This window comes from Corallococcus sp. CA054B (assembly GCF_003611625.1).
Classification (GTDB): Bacteria; Myxococcota; Myxococcia; order Myxococcales; family Myxococcaceae; genus Corallococcus; species Corallococcus coralloides.
The window spans coordinates 41,557-65,570 of record NZ_RAVY01000030.1 but is presented as its reverse complement, the minus strand read 5'-3'; the positions used below and the strand labels follow the sequence as shown (position 1 = coordinate 65,570).

Sequence of the window (24,014 nt, the reverse complement as noted above, 5' to 3'; positions counted from 1 at the left end):
GCCGGAGGGTGAGTGCTTCCAGCGCCTGCTGGAGCAGGTGGGGCTGGAGTTCGCCTTCCAGAACGACAGCGGTGGGGATGTTGTAGGCGGCGCTGCCGGGCTCCAGCTGGTCGATGAACCAGAGGCGCTGCTGCGCGAAGGAGAGCGGCAGGTGGCCGTCGCGAGAGGCAGGCTGAAGCGGCGGCGCGGAAGCGACAGGCCGGGTGCCCGCTTCGATACGGGAGGCCAACGCGGCGAGCGTCGGCGCTTCGAAGAGGGCACGCAGGGGCAACTCGACGCCCAGCTCGCGGCGGAGCCGGGAGACGACCTGGGTGGCCAGCAGCGAGTGTCCACCCAGCGCGAAGAAGTCATCCGCGGCGGTGATGGACTCGACGCCGAGCAGCTCGGACCAGAGCGCCGCGAGCTTCTTCTCCGTCTGGGTCTCCGGCGCGCGCGCGGCGGCGCGGGCAAGGGACTCCGCACCGGGAACGGGGAGCGCCCGGACGTCCAGCTTGCCGTGCGCGGTCAGCGGCAGCGCGGGCAGGGAGACGAACGCGGCGGGCACCATGTAGTCGGGGAGCACCTCGGCGAGGCGCGTGCGCAGCGAGGCCGCATCGAGGGCTGCGTCTCCCTGCGGCACCACGTAGGCCACCAGCCGCGGGTCACCCGAAGCATCCTGCCGCACGACCGCCGCGGCCTGCCGGACACCCGCGTGGGCGACGAGCGCGGACTCCACCTCGCCCAGCTCCACGCGGAAGCCTCTCAGCTTTACCTGGGCGTCCAGACGGCCCAGGAACTCAAGGGTCCCGTCCGCGCTCCAGCGCACGCGGTCGCCCGTGCGGTACAGCCGCCCGCCCGGCGTGGCACCGAACAGGTCGGGAACGAACTTCTCCGCGGTGAGGTCCGGGCGTCCCAGGTACCCACGGGCCAGACCCACGCCGCCGATGAACAGCTCTCCCGCGACCCCCGCGGGCACCAGCTCCATGGCGCCGTTCAGCACGTACACGCGCGTGTTGGGCCAGGGCTTGCCCATATCCGGCACGCGCGTGCCGTTCGGCGCCAGCGGCTCACGGGTGATGGAGGCGCAGACCGTGACCTCCGTGGGGCCGTACGCATTGAGCAGTCGCACCCGGCCGGCCCAGGCCTGGACCTGCTCCGGCGACAAGGCCTCACCCGCGCAGATGAGGGTCTCCAGCGACGACAGGCCTCGCGGCTCCAGCCGGGCGAGCACGGACGGCGTCAGGGTGACCGCGGTGATGCGGTGCTCGTCCAGCAGCGCGCGCAACGGCGCGTCGGGCAGCAGCTGCTCGCGGGGCGCCATGACCAGCGTGGCTCCCGCGACGAGCGTGGCGAACACCTCGCACACGGCGGCATCGAAGCCGGGCGACGCGAACTGGAGGACGCGACTGTCAGGGTGATAGCCGTGCGCCTGCGCGGCGGCCACGGCGGTGTTCACCAGGCCGCGATGGCCCAGCAGCGTGCCCTTGGGCCGGCCGGTGCTGCCGGACGTGTAGATGATGTACGCGAGCTGCGCGGGCTCCACCGCCGTGACCGGTGGCGCGTCCGACGGATTCGCGGCGATGCGCGCGGTGTCGGCATCCAGCAGGACGCGAACGGGCCCCGTGGGGAGCAGGGACTCTGGCAGGGTGCTCGAGGTCAGCACGAGCTCGGTGGAGGCGTCCCGCACCATGAACGCCAGCCGGTCGGCCGGATACGTCGGGTCGAGCGTGACGAACGCACCTCCGGCCTTGTGGATGGCGAGCATGCCCACCACGAGGTCTTCCGTCCGCTCCACACAGAGGCCGACGCGCGACTCAGGGCCGACGCCCAGCGAACGCAGGTGATGCGCGAGCGCGTTCGCCTTCGCATCGAGCTGGCGTCGCGTCAGGCGCGTCGCACCCGCGACCACGGCGAGCGCGTCCGGCGCGCTCCGGGCCTGCGCTTCGATGAGCTGGTGGGCACCGCGCGCTTCGGGGAAGGGAACGGTGGTGTCGTTCCAGCCCACCAGCAGCCGCTGTCGCTCGGTGGGCGTGAGGAGGGGGAGCTGGGAGACGGGCAGCTCCACGCCGGCGACGAGCGCCTCCAGCAGCACGCGGTAGTGGCCGACCATGTGCTCCACGGTCGACACGTCGAACAGGTCCGTGCTGTAGGTGAGGATCCCGCTGAACCCGTTGGGCGACTCCGCCAGGGCCAGGGTGAGGTCGAACTTGGTGGCGGTGATTTCCGGGCGCAGGACCTCCAGGCCCAGGCCCGGCAGGCGCTGCTCGGTGCCCGGCGTGTTCTGCAGCACGAACATCACCTGGAAGAGCGGTGAATGGCTGAGGCTGCGCTCCGGGCGAAGCTCCTCCACCAACCGTTCGAACGGAACGTCCTGGTGCTCATAGGCGCCCAGCGTCGTGCGCTTCACGTTCGCCAGCAGCTCGGGGAAGGTCTGCGCCGGGGACACCTGGGTGCGCAGGACCAGGGTGTTGACGAAGAACCCGATGAGGCCCTCCAGCTCGGTGCCGCGGCGTCCCGCGATGGGCGAGCCGACGCTGATGTCCTGCTGCCCGGAGTAGCGCGACAGCAACAGCTGCCACGCCGCCAGCAGCACCATGAAGGGCGTGGCCCCGTGCCGCTGTCCCAGCGCGAGGGTGGCCTGGGTGAGGTGCGTCCCGAGCTCCACGCGGACCGCGCTCCCCCGGAAGGTCTGCGCGGCGGGGCGGGGACGGTCGGTGGGCAGCGCCAGCGTGGGCGCCGCGCCCGACAGCTGGCCGCGCCAGTAGTCGAGCTGCTTCCTGAGCACCGGCCCCTGCATCCAATCCCGCTGCCAGACGGAATAGTCGGCGTACTGCACGGGCAGGGGGGGCAGCACCGGCGCGCGCCGGGTGGCGTGGGCCGAATAGAGGACCGCCATCTCCTGGGCCAGCACGGCGGTGGACCAGCCGTCGGAGATGATGTGGTGCATCGACAGGAGCAGCACGTGCCGCTCCGGCGAAAGGCGCAGCAGCGTCGTCCGGAACAGCGGTCCCTGCTCCAGCGAGAAGGGACGGCGCGCCTCCTCCGCGGCGATCCGCCGGGCCTCCGCCTCGCGCGTGGCCTCGGGCACGTCCGTGAGGTCCACGACGGGCAGCGACACCGTGCCTTCGGGGTGGACCACCTGCAGGGGCAGGTCGTCATCGCCTTGCTGGAACGTGGTGCGCAGGGCCTCGTGGCGGCGGACCAGCTCCGCCAGGCCCTGCTCCATCGCGGTCCAATCCAGCGCCCCCTCCAGCCGCACCGCCACCGGGATGTTGTAGGTGGACGAGCTGCCGCCCTCGAGCTGATTGAGGACCCACAGGCGTTGCTGGGAGAAGGACGCCGCCACCGGCCCGCTGCCCTGGCGCCGCGGGATGCCCGGCGCCGCCTGGGCGTCCTGCTGCTTCTGCCGCTGGCGGAGCAGGGCTTCGAAGAGCTCCCGCTGCTTGGGGGAGAGCTTGCCAAGTTCCTTCGAGATGTCGCGCATGGAGGACGTCCGGATGGATTGCGCGCCCACCGCCAGCGAGGCTGGCCTCGGGTGGGCGCGGAAAATAAGGGAGCCGGTGGAGCGGTGGCTTTGGCTGGCGTGTGGCTCAGTTTTCCTGGGCGGCCCTGGCCAGCAGGTCCTCGAGCTGGTCCTCGGGCGTGTTGGCCACCTGGTCCAGCAGCTCCTGGTAGAGCGCCGCTTCCTGGGCCTCCTTCGCCACGGTCACCGCCTGGGCGAGCCCCGCCACGGTGGAGACCTCGAACAGCTTCGCCAGGGGCAGGTCCACGTTGAACGTGGAGCGCAGCCGGCCGACGATGCGCGTGGCCAGCAGCGAGTGTCCGCCCAGGTCGAAGAAGCTCTCGTGGCGGCCCACCTGCTCCACGCCGAGGACCTCCTGCCACATGGCCGCGATGGCCTGCTCCGTCTCGTTGGCGGGCGGCACGTGGGTGCCCTTGCGCGCCTGCCGGGAGGCGGACGTGGAGGGGCGGGTCGCGGGGGCGTCCCGGTGGATCCACACCGCCAGGCGGTGGGAGAGGTCACCCGTGGCCACCACCAGCGGACCGTCCAGGCCCTGCGTGGCCAGCCGGCGCACCGCCTCCGCGCCCTCCTCGCGAGTCATGGCGTACTGGTCCATGCTCGTCTTGTAGCCCGCGTAGTGCTTCGTCTCCTCGGGCCAGCCATCCCAGGACGCGCTCACCCAGCGCGTGCTGCCCACGCCCCGGGCCGCGCGGTTCGCCGCGAAGGCGTCCATGAACACGTTGGCGGACGCGTAGGTGAGGTAGCCGAGCCCCCCGAGCACCGCCGCGTTGGACGAGAAGAGCAGCACGAAGTCGATGTCCCGGCCGCGCAGCGCTTCGTCGAGCGCGTAGGTGCCGTACACCTTGGGCTGGAACTGGGTCTCGGAGGCCTGCGTGCCCAGCTCCGTGAGCGAGCTGTACAGCGAGTCACCGTGCGTGACGCCCGCGCAGTGCAGCACGCCGTGCAGCGCGCCGAAGCGGGCCTCCACCTGTTCCACCACGGCCCGCATCCGCGTGGCGTCCGCGACGTCCGCCGCCAGCACGAGCACCTCCGCCCCATGTGCCTCCATGGCGCGCACGCGGTGGATGAGCTTGCTGATGCGGTCTTCCGCGCTCTTCTCCGCCAGCCAGCCGTCCCACGACTCGCGGGCGGGGAAGGCCGAGCGGCCCAGCAGCACCAGCCGGGCGCGCTGCGTCTGCGCCAGGTGCTCCGCGAGCAGTAGACCCACGCCGCCCAGACCGCCGGTGATGAGGTACACGCCGCGCTCACGCAGCGGGTGCACGGGCTCGCCGTCGCCCAGCCTCACGGGAGTGAACTCCTGCACCCAGCGGCGCGTGCCCCGGAAGGCCACGAGCATGTCGCGCGTGCGGGTGGACAGCTCGGCGAGCAGGCCGCGCGCGAGGGTGTCCGCGGCACCCGCCTGGGGGAGCACCACGTCGATGCAGCGCGTGGAGACGTGCTGATGCTCCTGCGGCAGCACCTTGCACACGCCCAGCATCGTCGCCTTCTCGGGAATCGCCTCCGCGGCGCCGTCCGGGTCATGCACGTGGTTGGAGATGACCTCCACGCGCACGGGCTCGGTGCCACCCGCCTTCCCCAGGGCCTGGGCCAGGAAGAGGAGGCTGTAGTAGCCGCGCGACTGGATGGCGCGGAATCGCTCGGAGGAGGACGCGACGTCGCCCTGCGGCGTGAGGCTCCAGAAGTGGACGAACACCTCGGGACGGTGCGCGCGACCCTTCAGGGCTTCGAGCAGGGACACGTAGTCCGCCGGTTGTCCCGGCGCCACGGTGAAGCGGTGGTCGTCCTCGCGAGCGAAGTGGGGGCCCGCGCGCACGGTGACGACGTCCTGACCGGCCTTGGTCAGCAGCGCCAGCAGCCGGGAGGCCAGCGGACCTCCGTCGGTGAACACCACCCAGCCTCGCGGCGAGGCCAGGGCCCCGGGAGTGGCGGCCAGCGGCGGGGTGCGCCGCCATGAAGGCAGGTGGAACCAGTCCGCCAGTTCGGGCAGCTTGCCCTGGGGCGTGGTGCCGGCGCCCGCGCTGGAGGAGCGCTCGCCGGGCGGGACGAAGAAGCGCTCCCGTTCGAAGGGGTACGGCGGCAGGGACACGCGGCGGCGGGGACCGTGGGCGTGCACGCCCTGCCAGTCGACCTCCACGCCGGCGAGCCACAGCCGGCCCAGGGCTCCCTGGAGGAAGGCCTCGTCGGGCAGCGGGTCCTTGGGGTGCGGCAGGGACGCGATGGACGGACGCGTCCCCGTCGCCTCGCCCTGGAGCTTCGCCAGGGCCGTGAGCGACTGCGCGGGCCCCACCTCGAGCAGCACGCGCGCGGGCTCCGCCAGCAGCACGCGCAGCCCTTCCATGAAGCGCACCGGCTGGCGCAGGTGGTCGACCCAGTACTTCGGCCGGGTGACCTCCTCGGCGGTGATCCACGTCCCCGTGAGACAGGACACGTAGCGCCTCGTGGGCGGGTTCAGCTGGAGGGTGGCGACTTTGGCGTGGAACTCGGCCAGGATGGGCTCCAGCAGGCGGGAGTGGGCCGCCGCGTCCACGTGCAGGCGCCGGTGCTCCACGCCTCGCGCCGTCAGCGTGGCCGCCAGCGCCTCCACCGCGTCGACGCGGCCCGAGGCCACGCACTGGTTGGGCGCGTTCACCGCGGCGAGGTCCAGGCTGTCGCCCAGCAGGGGCCGCAGCTCGGTCTCCGGCAGGGTGACGCTGAGCATGGCGCCCGCGGGCACCCCGTCGAGCAGCCGCCCGCGCAGGGCGACCAGCGCCACCGCGTCCTCTAGGGACAGCACCTCCGCGAGGCAGGCCGCGGCGTACTCCCCCAGGCTGTGGCCAATCATCGCTTCCGGCTCGATGCCCCAGGACATCCAGAGGCGGGCGAGCGCGTACTCCACGGCGAAGATGGCGGGCAGTGCCAGGGCACTGCGCGACAGGCCGTCCACGGTGTCGTTCGGCGCGGCTTGAATCGCGGCGAGCAGGTTGTCCACGCCATGCGGGCGGAGCAGGGCGGCGATGCGGTCAACCTCGGCGCGGAAGACGGGCTCGGTGCGGTAGAGCCCTCCGGCCATGCCGGCGTGCTGGGTTCCACCGCCCGGCAGCAGGAACACCACGGGGCGGGCGCGGGACTCCTGGTGTGTGGTGACGATGCGCTCGGGCTCTTCGCCGCTCAGCACGCGGACGGCATGCGCGCGGTCGGACACCACGGCCATGCGGCGGTACGAGAAGGGCTGGCGCCCCACCTGGAGCGTGTAGGCCACGTCCGCCATGGGCAGGTCGGGGTGCTTCTCCAGCCACGCGGCCAGCGCCGTGGTGGCGCTGTCCAGTGCCGAGTCCGTCCGGGTCGCCAGGGGCAGCACGTTCCAGGGGCGGCCCGGAGCGGCGGGCGCGGAGGCGGGGGCCTCCTCCAGGATGACGTGGGCGTTGGTGCCGCCAATGCCGAACGCGCTCACGCCCGCGCGGCGCGGGTGTGGGCCGGCCTTCCACTCCCGCAGGCTGGCGTTGACGAAGAAGGGGCTGCTGGCGAAGTCGATCTGCGCGTTGGGCTGCTCGAAGTGCAGCGTGGCCGGCAGCTCCCGGTGCTTCAGGCAGAGCACGGCCTTGATGAAGCTGGCGATACCGGCCGCCGCGTCGAGATGGCCGATGTTCGTCTTCACCGAACCCAGCGCGCAGAAGCCCGTGTCGTCCGTGCTGGCGCGGAACGCCTTGGTGAGCGCGCGCACCTCGATGGGGTCGCCCAGCTGGGTGCCGGTGCCGTGCGTCTCCACGTAGGTGATGCTCCGGGCGTCCACGTCCGCCGCGGCGAGCGCGTCGCGGATGACGCGGGCCTGTCCCTGGACGCTGGGCGCGCCGAAGCTGGCCTTCTGGGAGCCGTCGTTGTTGATGGCCGAGCCGCGGATGATGGCGTGGAGGGTGTCGCCATCCGCCAGGGCGTCCTCCAGCCGCTTGAGCACCACCACGCCCGCGCCGTTGCCGAACACCGTGCCCTGGGCCTTGGCGTCGAAGGCGCGGCAGTGCCCATCCGGCGAGGCCACGCCACCGAACTGGTACAGGTAGCCGCTGCGCTGGGGGACCTGGATGGCGACGCCACCGGCCAGCGCCATGCGGCACTCACCCGCGAGCAGGGCCTGCCCGGCCAGGTGGACGGACACCAACGCCGTGGAGCACGCGGTGTGCAGCGAGTACGCCGGCCCACGCAGGTTCAGCAGGTGGGACACGCGCGTGCTGAGGAACGCGAGGTCATTGCCCAGGCCCAGCTCGAACGCGCCCGCGCCGCCCAGCGCCGCCGGGTTCGAGAAGAGGTTGAACACGTAGGTGTTCGTCCTGGCGCCCGCGTAGACGCCAATCCGGTCCTTGTACCGGCTGGCGTCGTAGCCCGCGTCCTCCAGCGCCGACCACGCGCACTCGAGGAAGACGCGGTGCTGCGGGTCCATCAGCTCCGCTTCCTTGGGCGGGATGCCGAAGAAGGACGCGGCGAAGTCCTCCGCGCCTTCGACGATGGCCGCCGCGCGCACGTAGCTGGGGTCCTTGCGCAGGGAGGCATCCTCCATGAGCGACGGCTCCAGCTCCGAGTCCTGGAGCGGAACAATGGACTCCACGCCGTCGCGGAGGTTCTTCCAATACGTCTCGACGTCAGGGGCTCCGGGAAGGCGGCACGCCATCCCGATGACCGCGATCTCCAGTCCGTTCCACGCGTCTTCAGCCGCCATGGGTCTTGAATCCTCTCGTTGAAGAAATCAGTGGCTCCGCCTGCGCAGGCGCTGCTGCTCCAGGGCGGAGCGTCCGCGCGGGCCCGATGACGTCTCGTCGTCTTCATCGTCCGCGCGCGTCCCGGGCGTCGCTGGCCGCGCGCCGCCCAGCCGTGCCAGGAGCTGCTCGATGTGCTGCCGCGCGACCCTGAGCCCCTGCTCGCCCCGGACGTGCTCGCCCACCGCGGTGGCCGCTTGCCGGATGCGCGGGGACGTCAGCGCCTCATGAATCGCATCCCCCAACCGCGCGGCCGTGAGCTGTGACGCGGGCACAGGGGCCGGTGCGCAGCCGCGGTCGAAGCCGAGGTCCGCCCAGAGGAACTGATCGTAGGCATGCGGCACCAGCACCTGGGGCGTGCCTGCCCGGAAGGCGAGCGAGCAGGTCCCCGCGCCGCTGTGGTGCACGACGCAGGCGGTCCGTGGGAAGAGCCACGAATAGGGCAGCATTCCATCCACGACCAGGAAGCCCGGCGGCAGCGACTGTTGCGCCAGCCGGCTGGAGCCGCGCTGGATGATGGCGCGGCGGCCAGAGCGGAGGGCGGCGTCCACCAGCAGGCGGGTGAAGGCCTCCGGGTCTTCGTGCAGGAGGCTGCCGAAGGTGAAGAACAGCGGGGGCTCGCCTTCGGACAGGAAGGCCTTCAGCTCGGGGGGGCGGGGTCCACGCCAGCGCATCACCCTCCAGGAAGAAGTAGCCCACCATGTGGTGGTGGCCGGGCAGGTCGCGCGGAGGAGGGCGCACGTGCTGGCTCATCGCATACAGGACGAGCTGCGGTGACTCCCCGTCCACCAGCGGGTTGTGAAAGGGCGGAAGCCCGGCCTGTTGCCTCACGGGATTGATGAGACGCCGCACGGCCTCCAGAAACGCGGGATGGCCACCCCCGCTGCCGGAGTGCTCCACGTAGACGGACACGAAGGGGATCCCCGTGAGGTCGTGGACCATTCGCGCCGCGGGCTGGACGCGCCCGCTGATGAGGACATCCGCTCCAACGCAGGCGGTGCGCAGGTCCTCGAGCATGCGCGGCAGCCCGGTGGCCAGGGGCGTGAACAGGGTCTGGAGCTGATCTCCCTCTCCAATGCGATCCGGGCTCACCATCATCCGCCGGGTGATGTCGTCCTGGGCGTGGCTCAGGTCCGGGCCCACCGGCGTGAAGGGCACGCCCTGGGAGCGGGCGAGCGGCTCGAACGAGGGCGGGAGCGCGAGCACGGGTTGATGCCCGTGGCGCCGCAGCTCCTGGGCCAGGGCCACGAAGGGCAGGATGTCTCCCGTGCTCCCAAAGTTTGTCAGCACCGCGCGCATGGATGCTCCCATATGGCTGCTCAAATACGAATTGAAAGTGAAATGCGGCATCGCTCCATGCGGATTGCTAGTGACGGAATATTCTTATCAGGAACCGCTGATACTGTAATCGCGGACATTGTTGTTTATCTGGACAACCATGCGGAACCGGTGGCACAAGCGCGGCATTTGCGGTGGTGCGTTCGGGTTGTGGGCGAGCGTGCTGCCTCCTCCTGATGGAGCGGCGTGCGGGGTCGGGGAGGACTGACCGGCGATTGTTTCCGGGTTCTCCGTACCCTGTATTGGTGTTTGGCCGCGTGACATCCCTGGCACTGCAGGAGAAGACATGTCCGAGCACATCGAGACGTTGGCTCACCGGTTTCCCACTCTCGTGGACGTCTTGTGCCAGAGGGCCGGGTCTCAGGGGGATGCGCTGCTGTATCGCTTCCTGGAGACAGGCGACGTCGACGGCCCCATCGAGGAATGGAGCTACCAGCGGCTGGACGTCCGGGCGCGCTCGTTGGCGGCGCGGCTGCGCGCACTCGGCGCGGCAGGCGAGCGAGCGTTGTTGCTCTACCCGCCAGGGCTGGAATTTGTCGCGGGCTTCATGGGCTGTCTCTACGGCGGCGTCGTCGCGGTGCCTTGTTATCCGCCAGACCCCACGCGTCTGGAGCGCACGCTGCCCCGGCTGCGCGCCATCGCGAGGGATTGCGGTGCGCGGTATGTGCTGACGACGAGCACCATCCTGGAGATGTCGGGGTTCCTCACGCCCCAGGCGCCCGAGCTGGGCGAGCTCCAGTGGGTCGCGAGCGATGCGGTGCCGGAGTCCGAGGCCGCGGCGTGGACGCGCCCGGAGCTGACAGCCGACTCACTGGCCTTCCTGCAATACACCTCGGGGTCCACGGGCAACCCCAAGGGCGTCAAGGTCAGCCACGCCAACATCCTCCACAATGAGTCATTGATTACCCGTGGCTTCGGACTGGCCGCCGGGCGCTCCGTGGGCGTGGGCTGGTTGCCCATGTTCCATGACATGGGGCTCATTGGAAAGGTGCTGCAGCCGCTCTACCTGGGCTTCCCTTGCGTGCTGATGTCACCCATCGCGTTCCTTCAGCGCCCCCTGCGCTGGCTGGAGGCGATTTCGCATTTCAAGGGGACCTGCAGCGGCGGGCCCAACTTCGCGTTCGACCTCTGCGCCAGGAAGGCCCGTCCCGACGATGTGGCCCGGCTGGACTTGAGCCACTGGGACCTGGCCTTCAATGGCGCGGAGCCGGTCCGGCACGAGACGATGGAGCGCTTCGCGAAGACGTTCGCGCCCGCGGGCTTCCGGCGGGAGGCGTTCTACCCGTGTTATGGCCTCGCCGAGGCGACGCTCATCGTCAGCGGCGGCACGAAGGGCACGCCGTACGTCCAGACGCGATTCGACGCGGCGTCGATGGAGCTGGGCCAGGCGAAGCCGGTGCCGGGCGCGGAGGAGGGGCCGTCCGCGCGCACCCTGGTGTCCTCCGGCCAGGGCGCACCGGACCAGCGGGTGCTCATCGTGGATCCGCGGACGCGGCTGCCGCGCGCGGCCCATGAGGTGGGCGAGGTCTGGGTGTCGGGTCCCAGCGTGGCGGGGGGATACTGGAACCGCCCGGAAGAGACGGAGCATGCCTTCAGTGCGCGGCTCGCCACGGGGGAGGGGCCCTTCCTGCGCACGGGCGACCTGGCGTTCCTGTCGCCCGGAGGAGAACTCTTCATCAGCGGACGTCTCAAGGACCTGCTCATCGTCCGGGGACGGAACCTGTATCCGCATGACCTGGAGCTGACCGCGGAGCGCGCGCATCCCGCGGTGCGCCCCGGTTGCAGCGCCGCCTTCGCCGTGGAGGTCGGCGGCGAGGAGCGATTGGTGCTCGTCTGCGAGGTGGACGTTCGCGACGGGTTCGACGACACGGCCGTCCTGGCGGCGCTTCGCGGCGCGCTGGCCGACGAGCACCAGGTGCACGCGCACTCGGTGGTGTTGCTCCAGGCCCGGAGCATTCCGAAGACCTCCAGTGGGAAGATCCAGCGCCGCGCCTGCCGTGACGGGTTCCTCTCCGGCACGCTGGAGGTGCTCGTGGCCTCGGGCGAAGAGACGCCCGAAGCGCCAGGGGCCACGCCCGCGGCGCCCGTGAAGGAGCGGCTGGCCGCGGCACCTCCCGCGCAGCGGCTGGGGCTGATGGAGGACTTCCTGCGGCACGAGGCGGCGCGTGTGCTGCGCGCGGCACCCACGTCCCTGGGGCCGGACACGGCATTGGCCAGCCTGGGGCTGGACTCGCTGATGGCGCTGGAGCTGCACGGGCGCCTGGAGGAGTCGCTGGGCATCCCGCTGCCCGTGGCGTTCCTCTGGCAGCACCCGACGCTGAGCGCGGCCGCCGCGCACCTGCTGGAGACCTGGAATGGCGGCGCCACCGCGCCCGTGGGGCCGGCCCTGACGGCGGGCCCCCTGGACGGCGACGTGCCGCTGTCCCCCGGCCAGCAGCGCCTGTGGTTCCTGGACCGGCTGGTGCCGGACAGCGCGCTGTACAACGTCCACTTCCAGCTGCGCCTCGCCGGGCCCCTGGACGCGCCCGCGCTGGGCCGGGCGCTGGATGCGCTCATGTCGCGCCACGCGGTGCTGCGTGCTTCCTTCCCGGAAGTGGAGGGCCAACCGCGCCAGGTGCTGCCCGCCGCGCGCCCCCTGACGTTGGCTCGCGAGGACCTGCGCGCGCTGCCCGCGGCGGAGCGTGAGGCGGAGCTGGGCCGGCTGTCGCGAGCCCAGGGCGAGGCGCCCTTCCAGCTCGCGGACGGACCGCTGGTTCGCGCCGCCCTGGTGGCCCTGGAGGACCAGGAGCACGTGCTCCTGATGACCCAGCACCACATCGTCACGGATGGCTGGTCCATTGGCGTGCTGGCCCGGGAGCTGGCCGCGCTGTACCGCGCGGAGGTGTCCGGCGCCGCCCCGGCGCTGGCGCCGCCCGCGTTCCAGTACGTGGACTACGCGCGGTGGCGGCACGGGTTGGGAGGCACGCTCGACGGGCAGCGTGCGTACTGGGCCCGCAAGCTCGAGAACCTGCCGCGGCTGGAGCTGCCCACGGACTTTCCCCGGCCCCGCGAGCCGGGCTTCCGGGGTGCGCTTCACCGCTTCACCTTGCCGGCCTCGTCGGTGGAGTCGCTCAAGGCCGTGGGCCGGAGCGAGGGCTGCACCTTCTTCGTCACGCTGGCGGCGGCCTGGGCGGCGTTGCTGCATCGCTACAGCGGGCAGGACGACTTCGGGCTGGGGACCATCTTCGCCCAGCGCGACCGGGCCGAGCTTCGGGACGTGGTGGGCTTCTTCGCCAGCACGCTCGTCCTGCGGGCCGACGTGTCGGGGAGCCCGCGGTTCCGTGAGCTGCTCGCCCGCATGCGGAGCACCTTCCACGAGGCCCTGGCGAACGCGGACCTCCCCTTCGAGGAGGTCGTGGGAGCCGCACGCGCGGCGCGCGGGGGCGACAATCCGCTCTTCCAGGCGAACCTGGTACTGGAGAGCCTGCCGCCCGTGGAGCTCGACGTGCCCGGCATGCAGTGGCGCCCGGTGCTGCCCGTGCCCGACGGCGCGGTGGAGGGGACGGCGAAGTTCGACCTGCAGCTCGCGGTGGTGGAGACGCCGCTCGGCCTGGAGGGCGCGCTGGAGTACCGCTCCGACCTCTTCACGCCCGAGACTGCGGCGCGGCTGACGGGGCACCTGGAGGCGCTGCTGCGAGGCATCGTCGCCACGCCGGACGCGCGCGTGGAGGACCTGCCGCTGCTCGACGAGGCGGAGCGCCGCGCGCTGCTGGTGGACTGGAACGACATCACCGCGCCCATGGCGCAGGACCCGTCGCTCTGCATCCACGCGCAGTTCCGCGCCCGGGCCGCGCTGACGCCGGACGCGGTGGCGGTGGTCGCGGACGACGGCTCGCTCACCTACGCGGAGCTCGCGAGCCGTGCGTCCGCCCTGGCCCTGCGCCTGCGGGGGCTCGGGGTGGGGCCGGAGACGCGCGTGGGCCTGTGCGCCGAGCGCTCGGCGGAGATGGTGGTGGGGATGCTCGGCATCCTCGAGGCCGGCGGCGCGTATGTGCCCCTGGACCCGGACTACCCCCGGGAGCGGCTCACGTACATGCTGGAGGACTCGGGCGCGCGCGTGCTGCTGACGCAGGCGCACCTCGCGGGCTCGCTGCCCTCCGCGGGCCTGCGCACCGTGTTGCTGGATGACGCCACGGCGGATGCGGCCGGGGCCGGACACCCAGGCGACTCCGGCGCGATGCCCGGCAGTCCCGCCTACGTCATCTACACCTCGGGCTCCACGGGGCGCCCCAAGGGCGTCGTCGTCCCCCATGGCGGCGTGGCCAACTTCTTCGCGGCCATGGATGCGCGCGTGGGCCATGAGCCCGCGGGCACGTGGCTGGCCGTCACCAGCATCTCCTTCGACATCTCCGTCCTGGAGTTGCTGTGGACGCTCACGCGCGGCTTCAAGGTGGTGGTGCAGGGCGAGGGCGCGTCGCTGAAGGCGCCAGCGCGTGCCGCCGGGGGCCGGAAGCGCCCCATGGACTTCAGCCTCTTCTACTTCGCCGATGACGCGGAGGCGTCCCACGGGGAGAGCCGCTACCGGCTGCTCCTGGAGGGCGCGAAGTTCGCGGACACCCACGGCTTCGCGGCGGTGTGGACGCCGGAGCGGCACTTCCACGCCTTCGGCGGTCTGTACCCGAATCCCTCCGTGGCGGGCGCGGCCGTGGCCGCTGTCACCCGGCGCGTGGCCATCCGGGCGGGCAGTGTGGTGCTGCCCCTGCATCACCCGGTGCGCGTGGCGGAGGAGTGGGCCCTGGTGGACAACCTGTCCGGTGGCCGCGTGGGCATCTCCGTGGCGTCAGGCTGGCATGCGAACGACTTCGTCTTCGCGCCCGAGAAGTACGAGAAGCGCCGCGAGCTGATGATGGAGGGCATCGACACCGTGCGCCAGCTGTGGCGCGGCCAGACGGTGCGCTTCCCGGGCGGCGGGGGTGCGCAGGTGGACGTGCGTCTGCGTCCCCGGCCGGTGCAGGCGGAGCTGCCCGTGTGGCTCACGGCCGCGGGCAACCCAGAGACGTTCAGCACCGCGGGCCGGCTGGGGTGCAACGTCCTCACGCACCTGCTGGGACAGACGTGGGAGGACCTGGAGCGCAAGGTCGCGCTCTACCGTCAGGCCTGGCGCGAGGCGGGGCACGCGGGTGAGGGACACGTCACCCTCATGCTGCACACCTTCATCGGCGAGGACGCGGCGCACGTCCGCGCCGTGGTGGAGCAGCCCTTCCGCAACTACCTGAAGAGCTCCGCGGACCTGATGCGGGGACTGGGCCGCACGCTCGGCATCGACATGGACGCGGCCACCGGGGCGGACCTGGACCGGCTCGCGGGCCACGCGTTCGAGCGCTACTTCGAGACGAGCGGCCTGTTCGGCACGCCGCGCTCCGTACGCGAGCGGGTGGACCAGCTCCAGGCCCTCGGCGTGGACGAGGTGGGGTGTCTCATCGACTTCGGCATCCCCACGGACACCGTGCTCGCCAGCCTGCCGCTCCTCGACGAGGTCCGGCAGCGCTGCGTCCGTGACAGCCGCCGCTCCGGCGCGTCGAAGTCCATCCCGGAGCAGCTGCGGGAGCACGGCGTGTCCCACCTGCAGTGCACGCCGTCCCTGGCGCGCGCGCTGCTGGCCGAGCCGGAGTCCGTGGCCGCGCTGGGCGGCCTTCGCCGGTGGATGGTCGGGGGTGAGGCGTTGCCGGGCTCGCTCGCGGTGGCGCTGAAGCAGGCGCTGCCGGACACCGCGCAGCTGCTCAACATGTACGGCCCCACGGAGACGACCATCTGGTCGTCCACCGCGCGCGTGGAGGCTGGAGAGGCCGGGGCGGTGGTGTCCATCGGCACGCCGCTCTTGCGCACCCAGCTCTACGTGCTCGACGCGCGGCTGCGGCCGGCGCCGGTGGGGGTGCCCGGTGAGCTCTACATCGGCGGCGCGGGCGTGGTGCGCGGCTACCTGGGGCGGCCGGAGCTGACGGCGGAGCGCTTCGTCCCGGACGCCTGGTCGAGCGAGCCCGGGGCTCGCCTGTACCGCACGGGAGACCGCGCGCGGTGGCGGGCGGACGGCACCCTGGAGTTCCTGGGCCGGGTCGACCACCAGCTCAAGGTGCGGGGCTTCCGCATCGAGGCGGGCGAAATCGAGGCGGCGCTCGCGGCGCAGCCGTCCGTGCGTGAAGCGGTGGTGGTCGCGCGCGAGGACGTGCCCGGTGACGTGCGGCTCGTGGCCTACGTGGTGCCCCGGCCTGGCGCGGCGGTCGATGTGGCCGCGCTCCGGGATGCCCTGGCGCAGCGGCTGCCGGAGCACATGGTGCCGTCCGTGGTGGTGGACCTGCCGGCGCTGCCGCTGACACCCAATGGCAAGGTGGACCGCAAGGCGTTGCCCGCGCCTGGCGTGGTGCGCTCCGCGAAGGCCGCTTTCGTGGCGCCGCAGGGACAGCTCGAGGAGCAGATTGCCCAGGTGTGGCGCTCCGTCCTGCGGGTGGAGCAGGTGGGCGTGCATGACAACTTCTTCGACCTGGGCGGGCACTCGCTGCTGATGGTGCAGGTGCACACGCAGCTCAAGCCCGTGCTGGGACAGGACCTGCCGCTGCTGAAGCTGCTGGAGCACCCGACCATCAGCGCGCTGGCGCGCTTCGCGAGGCAGGAGCCCGCGTCGTCGCAGTCCCAGGTCGAGGCGGCGCAGGACCGCGCCCGGCGTCAGTTGGAGAGCCTCAAGCGGCAGCGTCAGCGGGCCAGGAAGTAGGGCGGGGACATCATGAGCCAGAGCACCGAGTACCAGGGAGATGCGAGCCTCGCCGTCGCCATCGTGGGCATGGCCGTGCGCGTGCCGGGCGCGGAGGACATCGAGACCTTCTGGCGCAACCTGCGCGCGGGCATCGAGTCCATCAGCCACTTCTCGGAGGCCGAGCTGCGGGCGCTCGGTGTCCCGCCGGAGACGCTGGCGCATCCCCAGTTCGTCCGCTCCGCCCCCGTGCTGGCGCGGCCGGGCCGCTTCGACGCGGCCTTCTTCGGGTACGCGCCCAGGGAGGCCGAGGTGCTGGACCCCCAGCACCGCGTCTTCCTGGAGTGTGCCCTGACGGCGTTGGAGCACGCGGGCTACGCCCCGGGCCGCATTCCTGGCGCGACGGCCGTGTACGCGGGCTCCAGCCTGAGCAGCTACCTGCTGTTCAACCTGCTGTCGCGCGCCGAGTTCCAGCAGGCCGAGGACACGTTCCCGGCCATGGTGGCCAACGACAAGGACTTCCTGGCCACCCGGGTGGCATACCACCTGGACCTGAAGGGGCCCGCCCTCACGGTGCAGACGGGATGCTCCACGTCGCTCGTGGCCACCCACCTGGCCTGCCAGGCGCTGCTCGGCTACCAGTGCGACGTGGCGCTGGCGGGCGGTGTGTCCGTGCACATGCCGCAGCGCGCGGGCTATGTGCACCAGGAGGGTGGCATCACCTCGCCGGATGGGCACTGCCGCGCGTTCGACGCGAAGGGGCAGGGCACGCTGTTCGGCAGTGGCGCGGGCGTGGTGGTGCTCAAGCGGCTGGAGGACGCGCTGGCGGATGGCGACACCCTCCACGCCGTCATCCGGGGTTCGGCCATCAACAACGATGGCTCCACGAAGGTGGGCTTCACCGCGCCCGGCGTGGAAGGGCAGACGGAGGTCATCACCCGTGCCCAGGCCATTGCCGAGGTGTCACCGGAGTCCATCTCCTACGTGGAGACGCATGGCACCGCCACGCAGTTGGGCGACCCGGTGGAAGTGGAGGCGCTGACCCGGGCCTTCCGCGCGGGCACGGACGCGAAGGGCTTCTGTGGCCTGGGGTCGGTGAAGACGAACGTGGGCCACCTCGACGCGGCGGCGGGCGTGACGGGGCTCATCAAGACCACGCTGGCGCTGGAGCACCAGGAGCTGCCGCCCAGCCTGCACTTCGAGTCGCCCAATCCGCGCATCGACTTCGCGAACAGCCCCTTCTACGTCAATGCAGCGCTGAAGCCGTGGACCTCCAGCGCCACGCCACGGCGGGCCGGCGTGAGCTCGTTCGGCATCGGCGGCACCAACGCGCATGTCATCCTGGAGGAGGCTCCGGCCACCGCTCCGGGGGACGAGGCGCGGCCCTGGCTGGTGCTGCCGTTGTCCGCGAAGACGCCCTCCGCGCTGGAGGCGAGGACGGCCTCGCTGCTGGCCCACCTCCAGTCCCACCCCGAGCAGGCGCTGGCGGACGTGGCCTGGACGCTCCAGGTGGGGCGCAAGCCCCTGGAGCACCGGCGCGTCCTGGTGTGCCAGGACCGGGAGGATGCGCTCCAGGTGCTGGAGTCTCGTGACCCGCAGCGCACCTTCTCGCTGTCACCGGGCGCCACGCGGCCCTCGGTGGTGTTCATGTTCCCCGGCGGCGGCGCGCAGTACGCCGACATGGGGCGTGGCCTGTACGCGTCCGAGCCCGTGTATCGCGAGGCGGTGGACCGCTGCTGCGAGCTGCTCCGGCCCAGGTTGGGCTTCGACCTGCGCACCGTCATCCACCCTGGCGCGGCGGAGCTGGCCGCGGCCCAGCAGCGCATCAAGCGGACGTCGGTGGCGCTGCCCGCGCTGTTCACGGTGGAGTACGCCACCGCGCGCCTCTGGGAGTCCTGGGGCGTGAAGCCGGAGGCCCTCATCGGACACAGCCTGGGCGAGTACGCCGCCGCGTGCCTCGCGGGCGTCTTCTCGCTGGAGGACGCGCTGGCGCTGGTGGTGAAGCGCGGCCAGCTGTTCGAGGAGCTGCCCGGGGGCGGCATGCTGAGCGTCCCGCTGCCCGAGTCCGACGTCCTGCCGCTGCTGGGGGACCAGCTCTCCATCGCCGCGGTGAATGGCCCCGCGCAGTGCGCGGTGGCGGGGACGGTGGCCGCCATCGAGGCGCTCGCCGCGGAGCTCACGCGCCGCGAGGTGGAGTTTCGTCACATCCAGATCGACGTGGCGGCGCACTCGCACCTGGTGGAGCCGCTGCTGGGGCGCTTCCAGGCCTTCGTCGCGGGGCTCACGCGCAACGCTCCCTCCCTGCCCTTCGTCTCCAACGTCACCGGGACCTGGATCACACCCGAAGAGGCGGTGGACCCGGTGTACTGGACCCGGCACCTGCGGCAGACGGTGCGCTTCAGCGAGGGCGTGGACGTGCTGCGCGAGCAGCCGGGCCGCGTGTTCCTGGAAGCAGGACCGGGCCGGACGCTGAGCACGCTGGTCCGGCTGCGCGCCGCGGGGGCCACGCCCGCGGTGGTGTTGTCCTCGCTGCGCCATCCCCAGGACCCGATGACCGACGATGCCTTCCTGGCCCTGTCGCTGGGGCGGTTGTGGACGGCGGGCGTCGAGGTGGACTGGGCGGCGGTGCACCACGGGGCACGGCGGCTGCGCGTGCCGCTGCCCACCTATCCCTTCGAGGGCCAGGACTACTGGCTCGCGCCCGAGGCCGCGTCCGTGCGTCAGCGGGGCGTGGCCCGCAAGAGCGCGGACCTCGCCGGGTGGTACTACCTGCCTGCCTGGCAGGCCGCGCCGCTGCCGTTGTCCCGGGCCGAGCCCGTGACGCCCAAGGGCTGGCTGCTCTTTGTCGACAGCGGCGGTGTGGGGCAGGCCCTGGCCGGGCAGCTGCGGCGGCAGGGGCATGAGGTCTCCACCGTGGAGGTGGGCCCGGGCTTCTCGCGGCTGGACACGCATCGCTATGCGGTGGACCCGCGCGTGCGCGAGGACCTCGTCGCGGTGTTGCGAGCGCTGAAGGAAGCGCCCCAGCCGCTGGCGCAGGTGGTGCACCTGTGGAGCCTGGACGCGCCCCCTGGCTTCGATGAAGCGCAGGAGCAGGGCTTCTTCAGCGTCCTGCGCTGTGTCCAGGCGCTCACGGAGGTCTCTCCGGACGCCGAGGTGGACCTGACCGTCGTGGGACGTGAGGCGCTGGAGGTGGAGAGCGCGGACACGGTGGCGCCGGAGCGCGCCACCCTCCCGGCGCTGTGCAAGGTCATCCCCCAGGAGCAGCCGTCCTTGACGTGCCGCTATGTCGATGCGCGCGGTCCGGGAGCCGTGGAGGCGCTGCTGCGCGAGGTGACCTCGGGGGCAACGGACCCGGTGGTGGCGTGGCGCGGCCGGCACCGGCACGTCCAGCAGCACGCGCCCTTGCGCCTGGAGGCGGACACCCCGACGGGGACGCCGCTGAAGCCAGGCGGCGTGTACCTCATCACGGGTGGCCTGGGCGGCGTGGGCCTGTTGCTCGCGGAGTCCCTGGCGCGGCGCTGCCAGGCGAAGCTGGTGCTGGTGGGACGCACGGGCCTGACGGGGGACACGGGGCGCCGTCAGCGCGCGGTCCAGGCGCTGGAGGCGGCGGGCGGGCAGGTCCTGGTGATGAGCGCCGACGTCGCGGACGAGTCGCGGATGCGCGAGGTCGTGGCGGAGGCGGAGGCGCGCTTCGGACCGTTGACGGGCGTCATCCACGCCGCGGGGCTCGCGGGAGACCGGGCCGTGGGACTGCTCTCGGGGTTGGACGCGGCGTCCTGTGCGGCGCACTTCCGGGCGAAGGCGCAGGGCACGCGCGTGCTGGACCGGGTGCTCGCGGGCCGCACGCTGGACTTCGTGATGCTGGTGTCGTCCAACGCCGCGGTGCTGGGCGGCCTGGGACTGGCGGCGTACGGCGCGGCCAACGCGTACCTGGATGCCTTCGCGGCTTCCCGCGCGCGGGACGGGGCGCGCTGGCTGAGCACCAACTGGGACGGGTGGCCCGTGGCGGAGGAGGGCGCGCGGACGGTTCACACGAGCATCGACCAGTTCGCCATGAGCCCGGAAGAAGCCGTGGAGGCCTTCCGCCGGGTGGTGGAGGCGCCGCTGAGCGGACAGGTGGTGGTGTCCACCGGCGGGCTGGACGCGCGGCTGGCGCAGTGGCTGCGCCGCGGGCGGGTGGTGGAGACGGCGGCGGGAGGCGGGGCGCTCCATGCGCGGCCCGCGCTGGGCACCGACTACGTTCCCCCCGCCAACGACGCGGAGCGCACGCTCACCCAGGTGTGGCAGGAGATGCTGGGCCTGGAGCAGCTTGGTGTGCACGACAACTTCTTCGACCTTGGGGGCAACTCGCTCCTGTGGCTGAAGATCGTGGGACGGCTGAAGCGGGAGCTGGGCCGTGACGTGCCGCTGACCTCCGTGTTCGAGGCGCCCACCGTGGCCCTGCTGGCGAAGAGGCTGGGGAGCGCGGCGGCGGAGGCACCTGTCCTGGATGCGAGCCAGAGCCGCGGCGCCCAGCGCCGGGAACGCCGCAGCCGGCGGGACTGAGACGACGACATCCAGACGAGGAGTTGTGCCGTGGAGACGCAGACGCCGCTGGAGCTGGACGACGCCGACATCGCCATCATCGGAATGGCGGGGCGTTTTCCAGGCGCACCCGACGTGGAGCGCTTCTGGGAGAACGTGCGGGATGGCGTGGAGTCCATCCGCTTCCTCACCGAGGAGGAGTGCCGCGCCGCGGGAGTCCCCGAGGCCCGCCTGAAGGACCCGGCCTACGTGCGGGCGGCGGCCATCCTCTCCGAGCCGGAGCAGTTCGACGCGGCCTTCTTCGACATGCCGCCGCGCGAGGCGGAGCTCACCGACCCGCAGCACCGGGTCTTCCTGGAGGTCTGCTGGGAAGCGTTGGAGCACGCGGGGTATGCGGCGCGCGAGTACCCTGGCGCGGTCTCCGTCTACGGCGGCGCGACGTTGAACACGTACCTGCTGATGAACCTGGCCCGGAATCCGCGTGTCATGGAGTCCGTCGAGCCGGTGCAGGTGAACATCGGCAACGGCGGGGACTTCCTCACCACGCGGGTGTCGTACAAGCTCAACCTCAAGGGCGCCAGCCACACCGTCCAGAGTGCCTGCTCCACCTCTCTGGTGGCGGTCCACCAGGCCTGCCAGAGCCTGCTCAACGGCGAGTGTGACGCGGCGGTGGCCGGCGGCGTCTCCGTCAACGTGGGGATGTTCCAGGGCTACCGGTACGTGGAAGGGGGAATGGCCTCGCCCGACGGGCACTGCCGGCCCTTCGACGCGCGGGCCCAGGGCACGCTGTTTGGCAGCGGCGCGGGCGTGGTGGTGCTCAAGAAGCTGCGCAACGCGGTTCGGGATGGCGACACCATCCACGCGGTCATCAAGGGCTCCGCCATCAACAACGACGGCGCGCTGAAGGCGGGCTACACCGCGCCCAGCGTCGAGGGACAGTCGCAGGTGGTCGCCGAGGCCCTGGCCGCCTCCGGCCTCGCCGCGGATGACATCTCGTACGTGGAGGCCCATGGCACCGCGACGCCGCTGGGAGACCCCATCGAGGTCCAGGCGCTGACCCAGGCGTTTCGCGCGACCAGCGAGCGCCGCCGCTTCTGCGCGCTGGGTTCGGTGAAGGGCAACGTGGGCCACCTCGACGCGGCGGCGGGCATCACCGGCCTGCTCAAGACGGTGCAGGCGCTCCGCCACGGCCAGCTCCCGCCGACGCTCCACTTCGAGAGCCCCAACCCCGCCATCGACTTCGACAGCAGTCCCTTCTACGTCAACGCCGCCCTGCGGCCCTGGCCGTCGAATGGCGAGCCGAGGCGCGCGGGGGTCAGCTCGTTCGGCGTGGGCGGCACCAATGCCCATGTCGTCCTCGAAGAGGCACCCCGGCTGCCGTCCAGCGCCAGGCCTCGCAGGCCGTGGCAGCTGTTGACCTTGTCGGCCAGGACGCCGGGAGCGCTGGAGCAGGCTTCGCTCAGGCTCATGGGACACCTGGAGTCCCTGTCCGGGGAGCAGCCGCTGGCCGACGTGGCGTGGACGCTTCAAACGGGGCGCCAGCGCTTCGCGCATCGGCGTGTCGTCCTGGCCCGCGATATGGAGGAGGCGAGGGCCGCGCTGGCGAGAGGCGGCGACGCGCCGGGCGCCGAGGATGCCGTGGACCGCCCGGTGGCGTTCCTGTTTCCGGGCCAGGGCACGCAGCACGCCGACATGGCGCGTGACCTGTACGACGCGGAGCCTGTCTTCCGCGCGGAGGTGGACCGCTGCGCCGAGCTGCTGAAGCCCGCCTTGGGGATGGACCTGCGTCCGGTCCTGTATTCGCGTCCCGGCGAGGCGGAGGGTGCGGCGCGGCAGCTCGCGCGGACAGAGCTCACGCAGCCCGCCCTCTTCGTCATCGAGTACGCGCTCGCGCGCCTGTGGATGTCCTGGGGCGTGAGGCCGGAGGCGATGCTGGGACACAGCATTGGTGAGCTGGTGGCCGCGTGCCTCGCGGACGTCTTCACCTTGGAGCACGCGCTCCAGGTCGTGGCGGCGCGTGGGAAGCTGATGCAGGGCCTGCCCGCGGGCGCGATGCTGGCGGTGCCGCTCTCCGAGGACGAGGTGCAGCCCTACCTGGGGCCAGAGCTGACGCTGGCGGCCCTCAACGCGCCCTCGCAGTGCGTGCTGTCCGGAACCCCGGAGGCCGTGGCGCGGGTGCAGCGGTCCTTGGCGGACGCGGGGGTGAAGGGCACGCTGCTGGACACGTCGCACGCGTTCCACTCACCGATGATGGCGCCCATCCTCGACGCCTTCGCCGCCCGGGTGGCCACCGCGCCCCTGCGCGCGCCGAAGCTGCCTTTTGTGTCCAACGTCACCGGGACGTGGATTACCCCCGAGCATGCGACGAGCCCTCGCTATTGGGCCGAGCATCTGCGCGGCACCGTCCGTTTCTCCGAGGGCGTCCAGACGCTGCTCGCGGACGACAAGCGCGTGTTGCTGGAGGTGGGACCGGGGCGGGTGCTGGGCGGTCTCGCGAAGCGCCACCCGTCCTGTGCTCCGTCGCGGTGGGTGCTGGCTTCGCTGCCCTCGCCCAGGGAGGCGCAGGCGGCGGAAGGGCAGGCACCCCGGGCCTATGAGACGTTGGGCGCGTTGTGGCGGGCGGGTGTCTCCGTGGACTGGAAGGGATTCCATGGCGAGGCGCGGCGCCGCGTTCCCCTGCCCACCCATCCGTTCGAGCGGCGGCGTTTCTGGGTGGAGCCGGCCCTGGAGGGAGTGCGGCCCACGCCGCCCGCCGCGAGTCAGGCCGAGGCTCCGTCCGCGGCCCAGGCACGCGCCCCCGAGCCGGAAGCGCCGCGCACGTACCATCCGCGTCCGGAGCTGCGCACGCCGTATGTTGCGGCCGGGACGGCCCTGGAGCGCGCGCTGGTGACGCTGTGGCAGGAGTCGCTGGGAGTGTCTCCCATCGGTGTCCAGGACAACTTCTTCGAGCTGGGCGGGGACTCGCTCATCGCGGTGCAGATGGGCGACAGGCTCAAGACACGCCTGGGCATGGAGGTGCCGGCCACCAGTCTGTACGAAGGGGTGACGGTGCGGGCACTCGCCGCGCTGCTTCAGCCGCCAGAGGCCGCCCCGAAGGCCGCCACGCCCGACCCGGACGCGGAGTCCCTCCAGTCCCGCAGGAAGCAGACGTTGGAGCAACAACGCTCGCGCCGCCGCGCGACGGACGATTCGGACCTGTAGG

General features: G+C 72.1%; 6 protein-coding genes and 1 pseudogene. 3 read left to right on the top strand and 4 right to left on the bottom strand.

The annotated features are described in order from the left end of the window. The 4 genes and pseudogenes from D7V80_RS10480 to D7V80_RS42675 all read right to left on the bottom strand — a co-directional run. Window positions 1-3,463: non-ribosomal peptide synthetase (locus D7V80_RS10480; protein ID WP_147447035.1), on the bottom strand; the 3,463-nt coding region annotated here is incomplete at its 3' end. 106 nt (window positions 3,464-3,569) lie between these two features. Beyond that, the gene (locus tag D7V80_RS10475; RefSeq protein WP_120588012.1) at window positions 3,570-8,189 is read right to left on the bottom strand and encodes a type I polyketide synthase; all 4,620 of its coding nucleotides are present in this window, start codon (window positions 8,187-8,189) and stop codon (window positions 3,570-3,572) included. A gap of 27 nt (window positions 8,190-8,216) precedes the next feature. Beyond that, complete coding sequence (locus tag D7V80_RS42680) at window positions 8,217-8,900, bottom strand: glycosyltransferase (RefSeq protein ID WP_233585248.1); 684 nt, start codon at window positions 8,898-8,900, stop codon at window positions 8,217-8,219. A 490-nt stretch (window positions 8,901-9,390) separates the two neighbouring features. Further along, a pseudogene (locus D7V80_RS42675) lies at window positions 9,391-9,525 on the bottom strand (glycosyltransferase); the annotation flags it as partial. A 325-nt stretch (window positions 9,526-9,850) separates the two neighbouring features. Here D7V80_RS42675 and D7V80_RS10465 point away from each other — a divergent pair. From D7V80_RS10465 to D7V80_RS10455, 3 genes are read left to right on the top strand one after another with little or no spacing between them, the layout of a single operon-like run. Further along, complete coding sequence (locus D7V80_RS10465) at window positions 9,851-16,309, top strand: MupA/Atu3671 family FMN-dependent luciferase-like monooxygenase (protein WP_120588011.1); 6,459 nt, start codon at window positions 9,851-9,853, stop codon at window positions 16,307-16,309. A 12-nt stretch (window positions 16,310-16,321) separates the two neighbouring features. Further along, window positions 16,322-20,833 (top strand): type I polyketide synthase, encoded by a 4,512-nt coding sequence (locus tag D7V80_RS10460; protein ID WP_120588010.1) that lies wholly within the window; start codon window positions 16,322-16,324, stop codon window positions 20,831-20,833. A gap of 30 nt (window positions 20,834-20,863) precedes the next feature. Continuing rightward, window positions 20,864-24,013 carry a type I polyketide synthase gene (locus D7V80_RS10455; RefSeq protein ID WP_120588009.1) on the top strand — a complete coding sequence of 1,050 codons (3,150 nt, stop codon included), beginning with the start codon at window positions 20,864-20,866 and terminating at the stop codon, window positions 24,011-24,013. The last annotated feature ends 1 nt before the right edge of the window (window position 24,014 follow it).

Coding starts and splice junctions, on each gene's coding strand:
- D7V80_RS10465 (WP_120588011.1), top strand. CDS start 9,851: ATGTCCGAGCACATCGAGACGTTGGCTCACCGGTTTCCCACTCTCGTG.
- D7V80_RS42680 (WP_233585248.1), bottom strand. CDS start 8,900: ATGCGCTGGCGTGGACCCCGCCCCCCCGAGCTGAAGGCCTTCCTGTCC.
- D7V80_RS10460 (WP_120588010.1), top strand. CDS start 16,322: ATGAGCCAGAGCACCGAGTACCAGGGAGATGCGAGCCTCGCCGTCGCC.
- D7V80_RS10475 (WP_120588012.1), bottom strand. CDS start 8,189: ATGGCGGCTGAAGACGCGTGGAACGGACTGGAGATCGCGGTCATCGGG.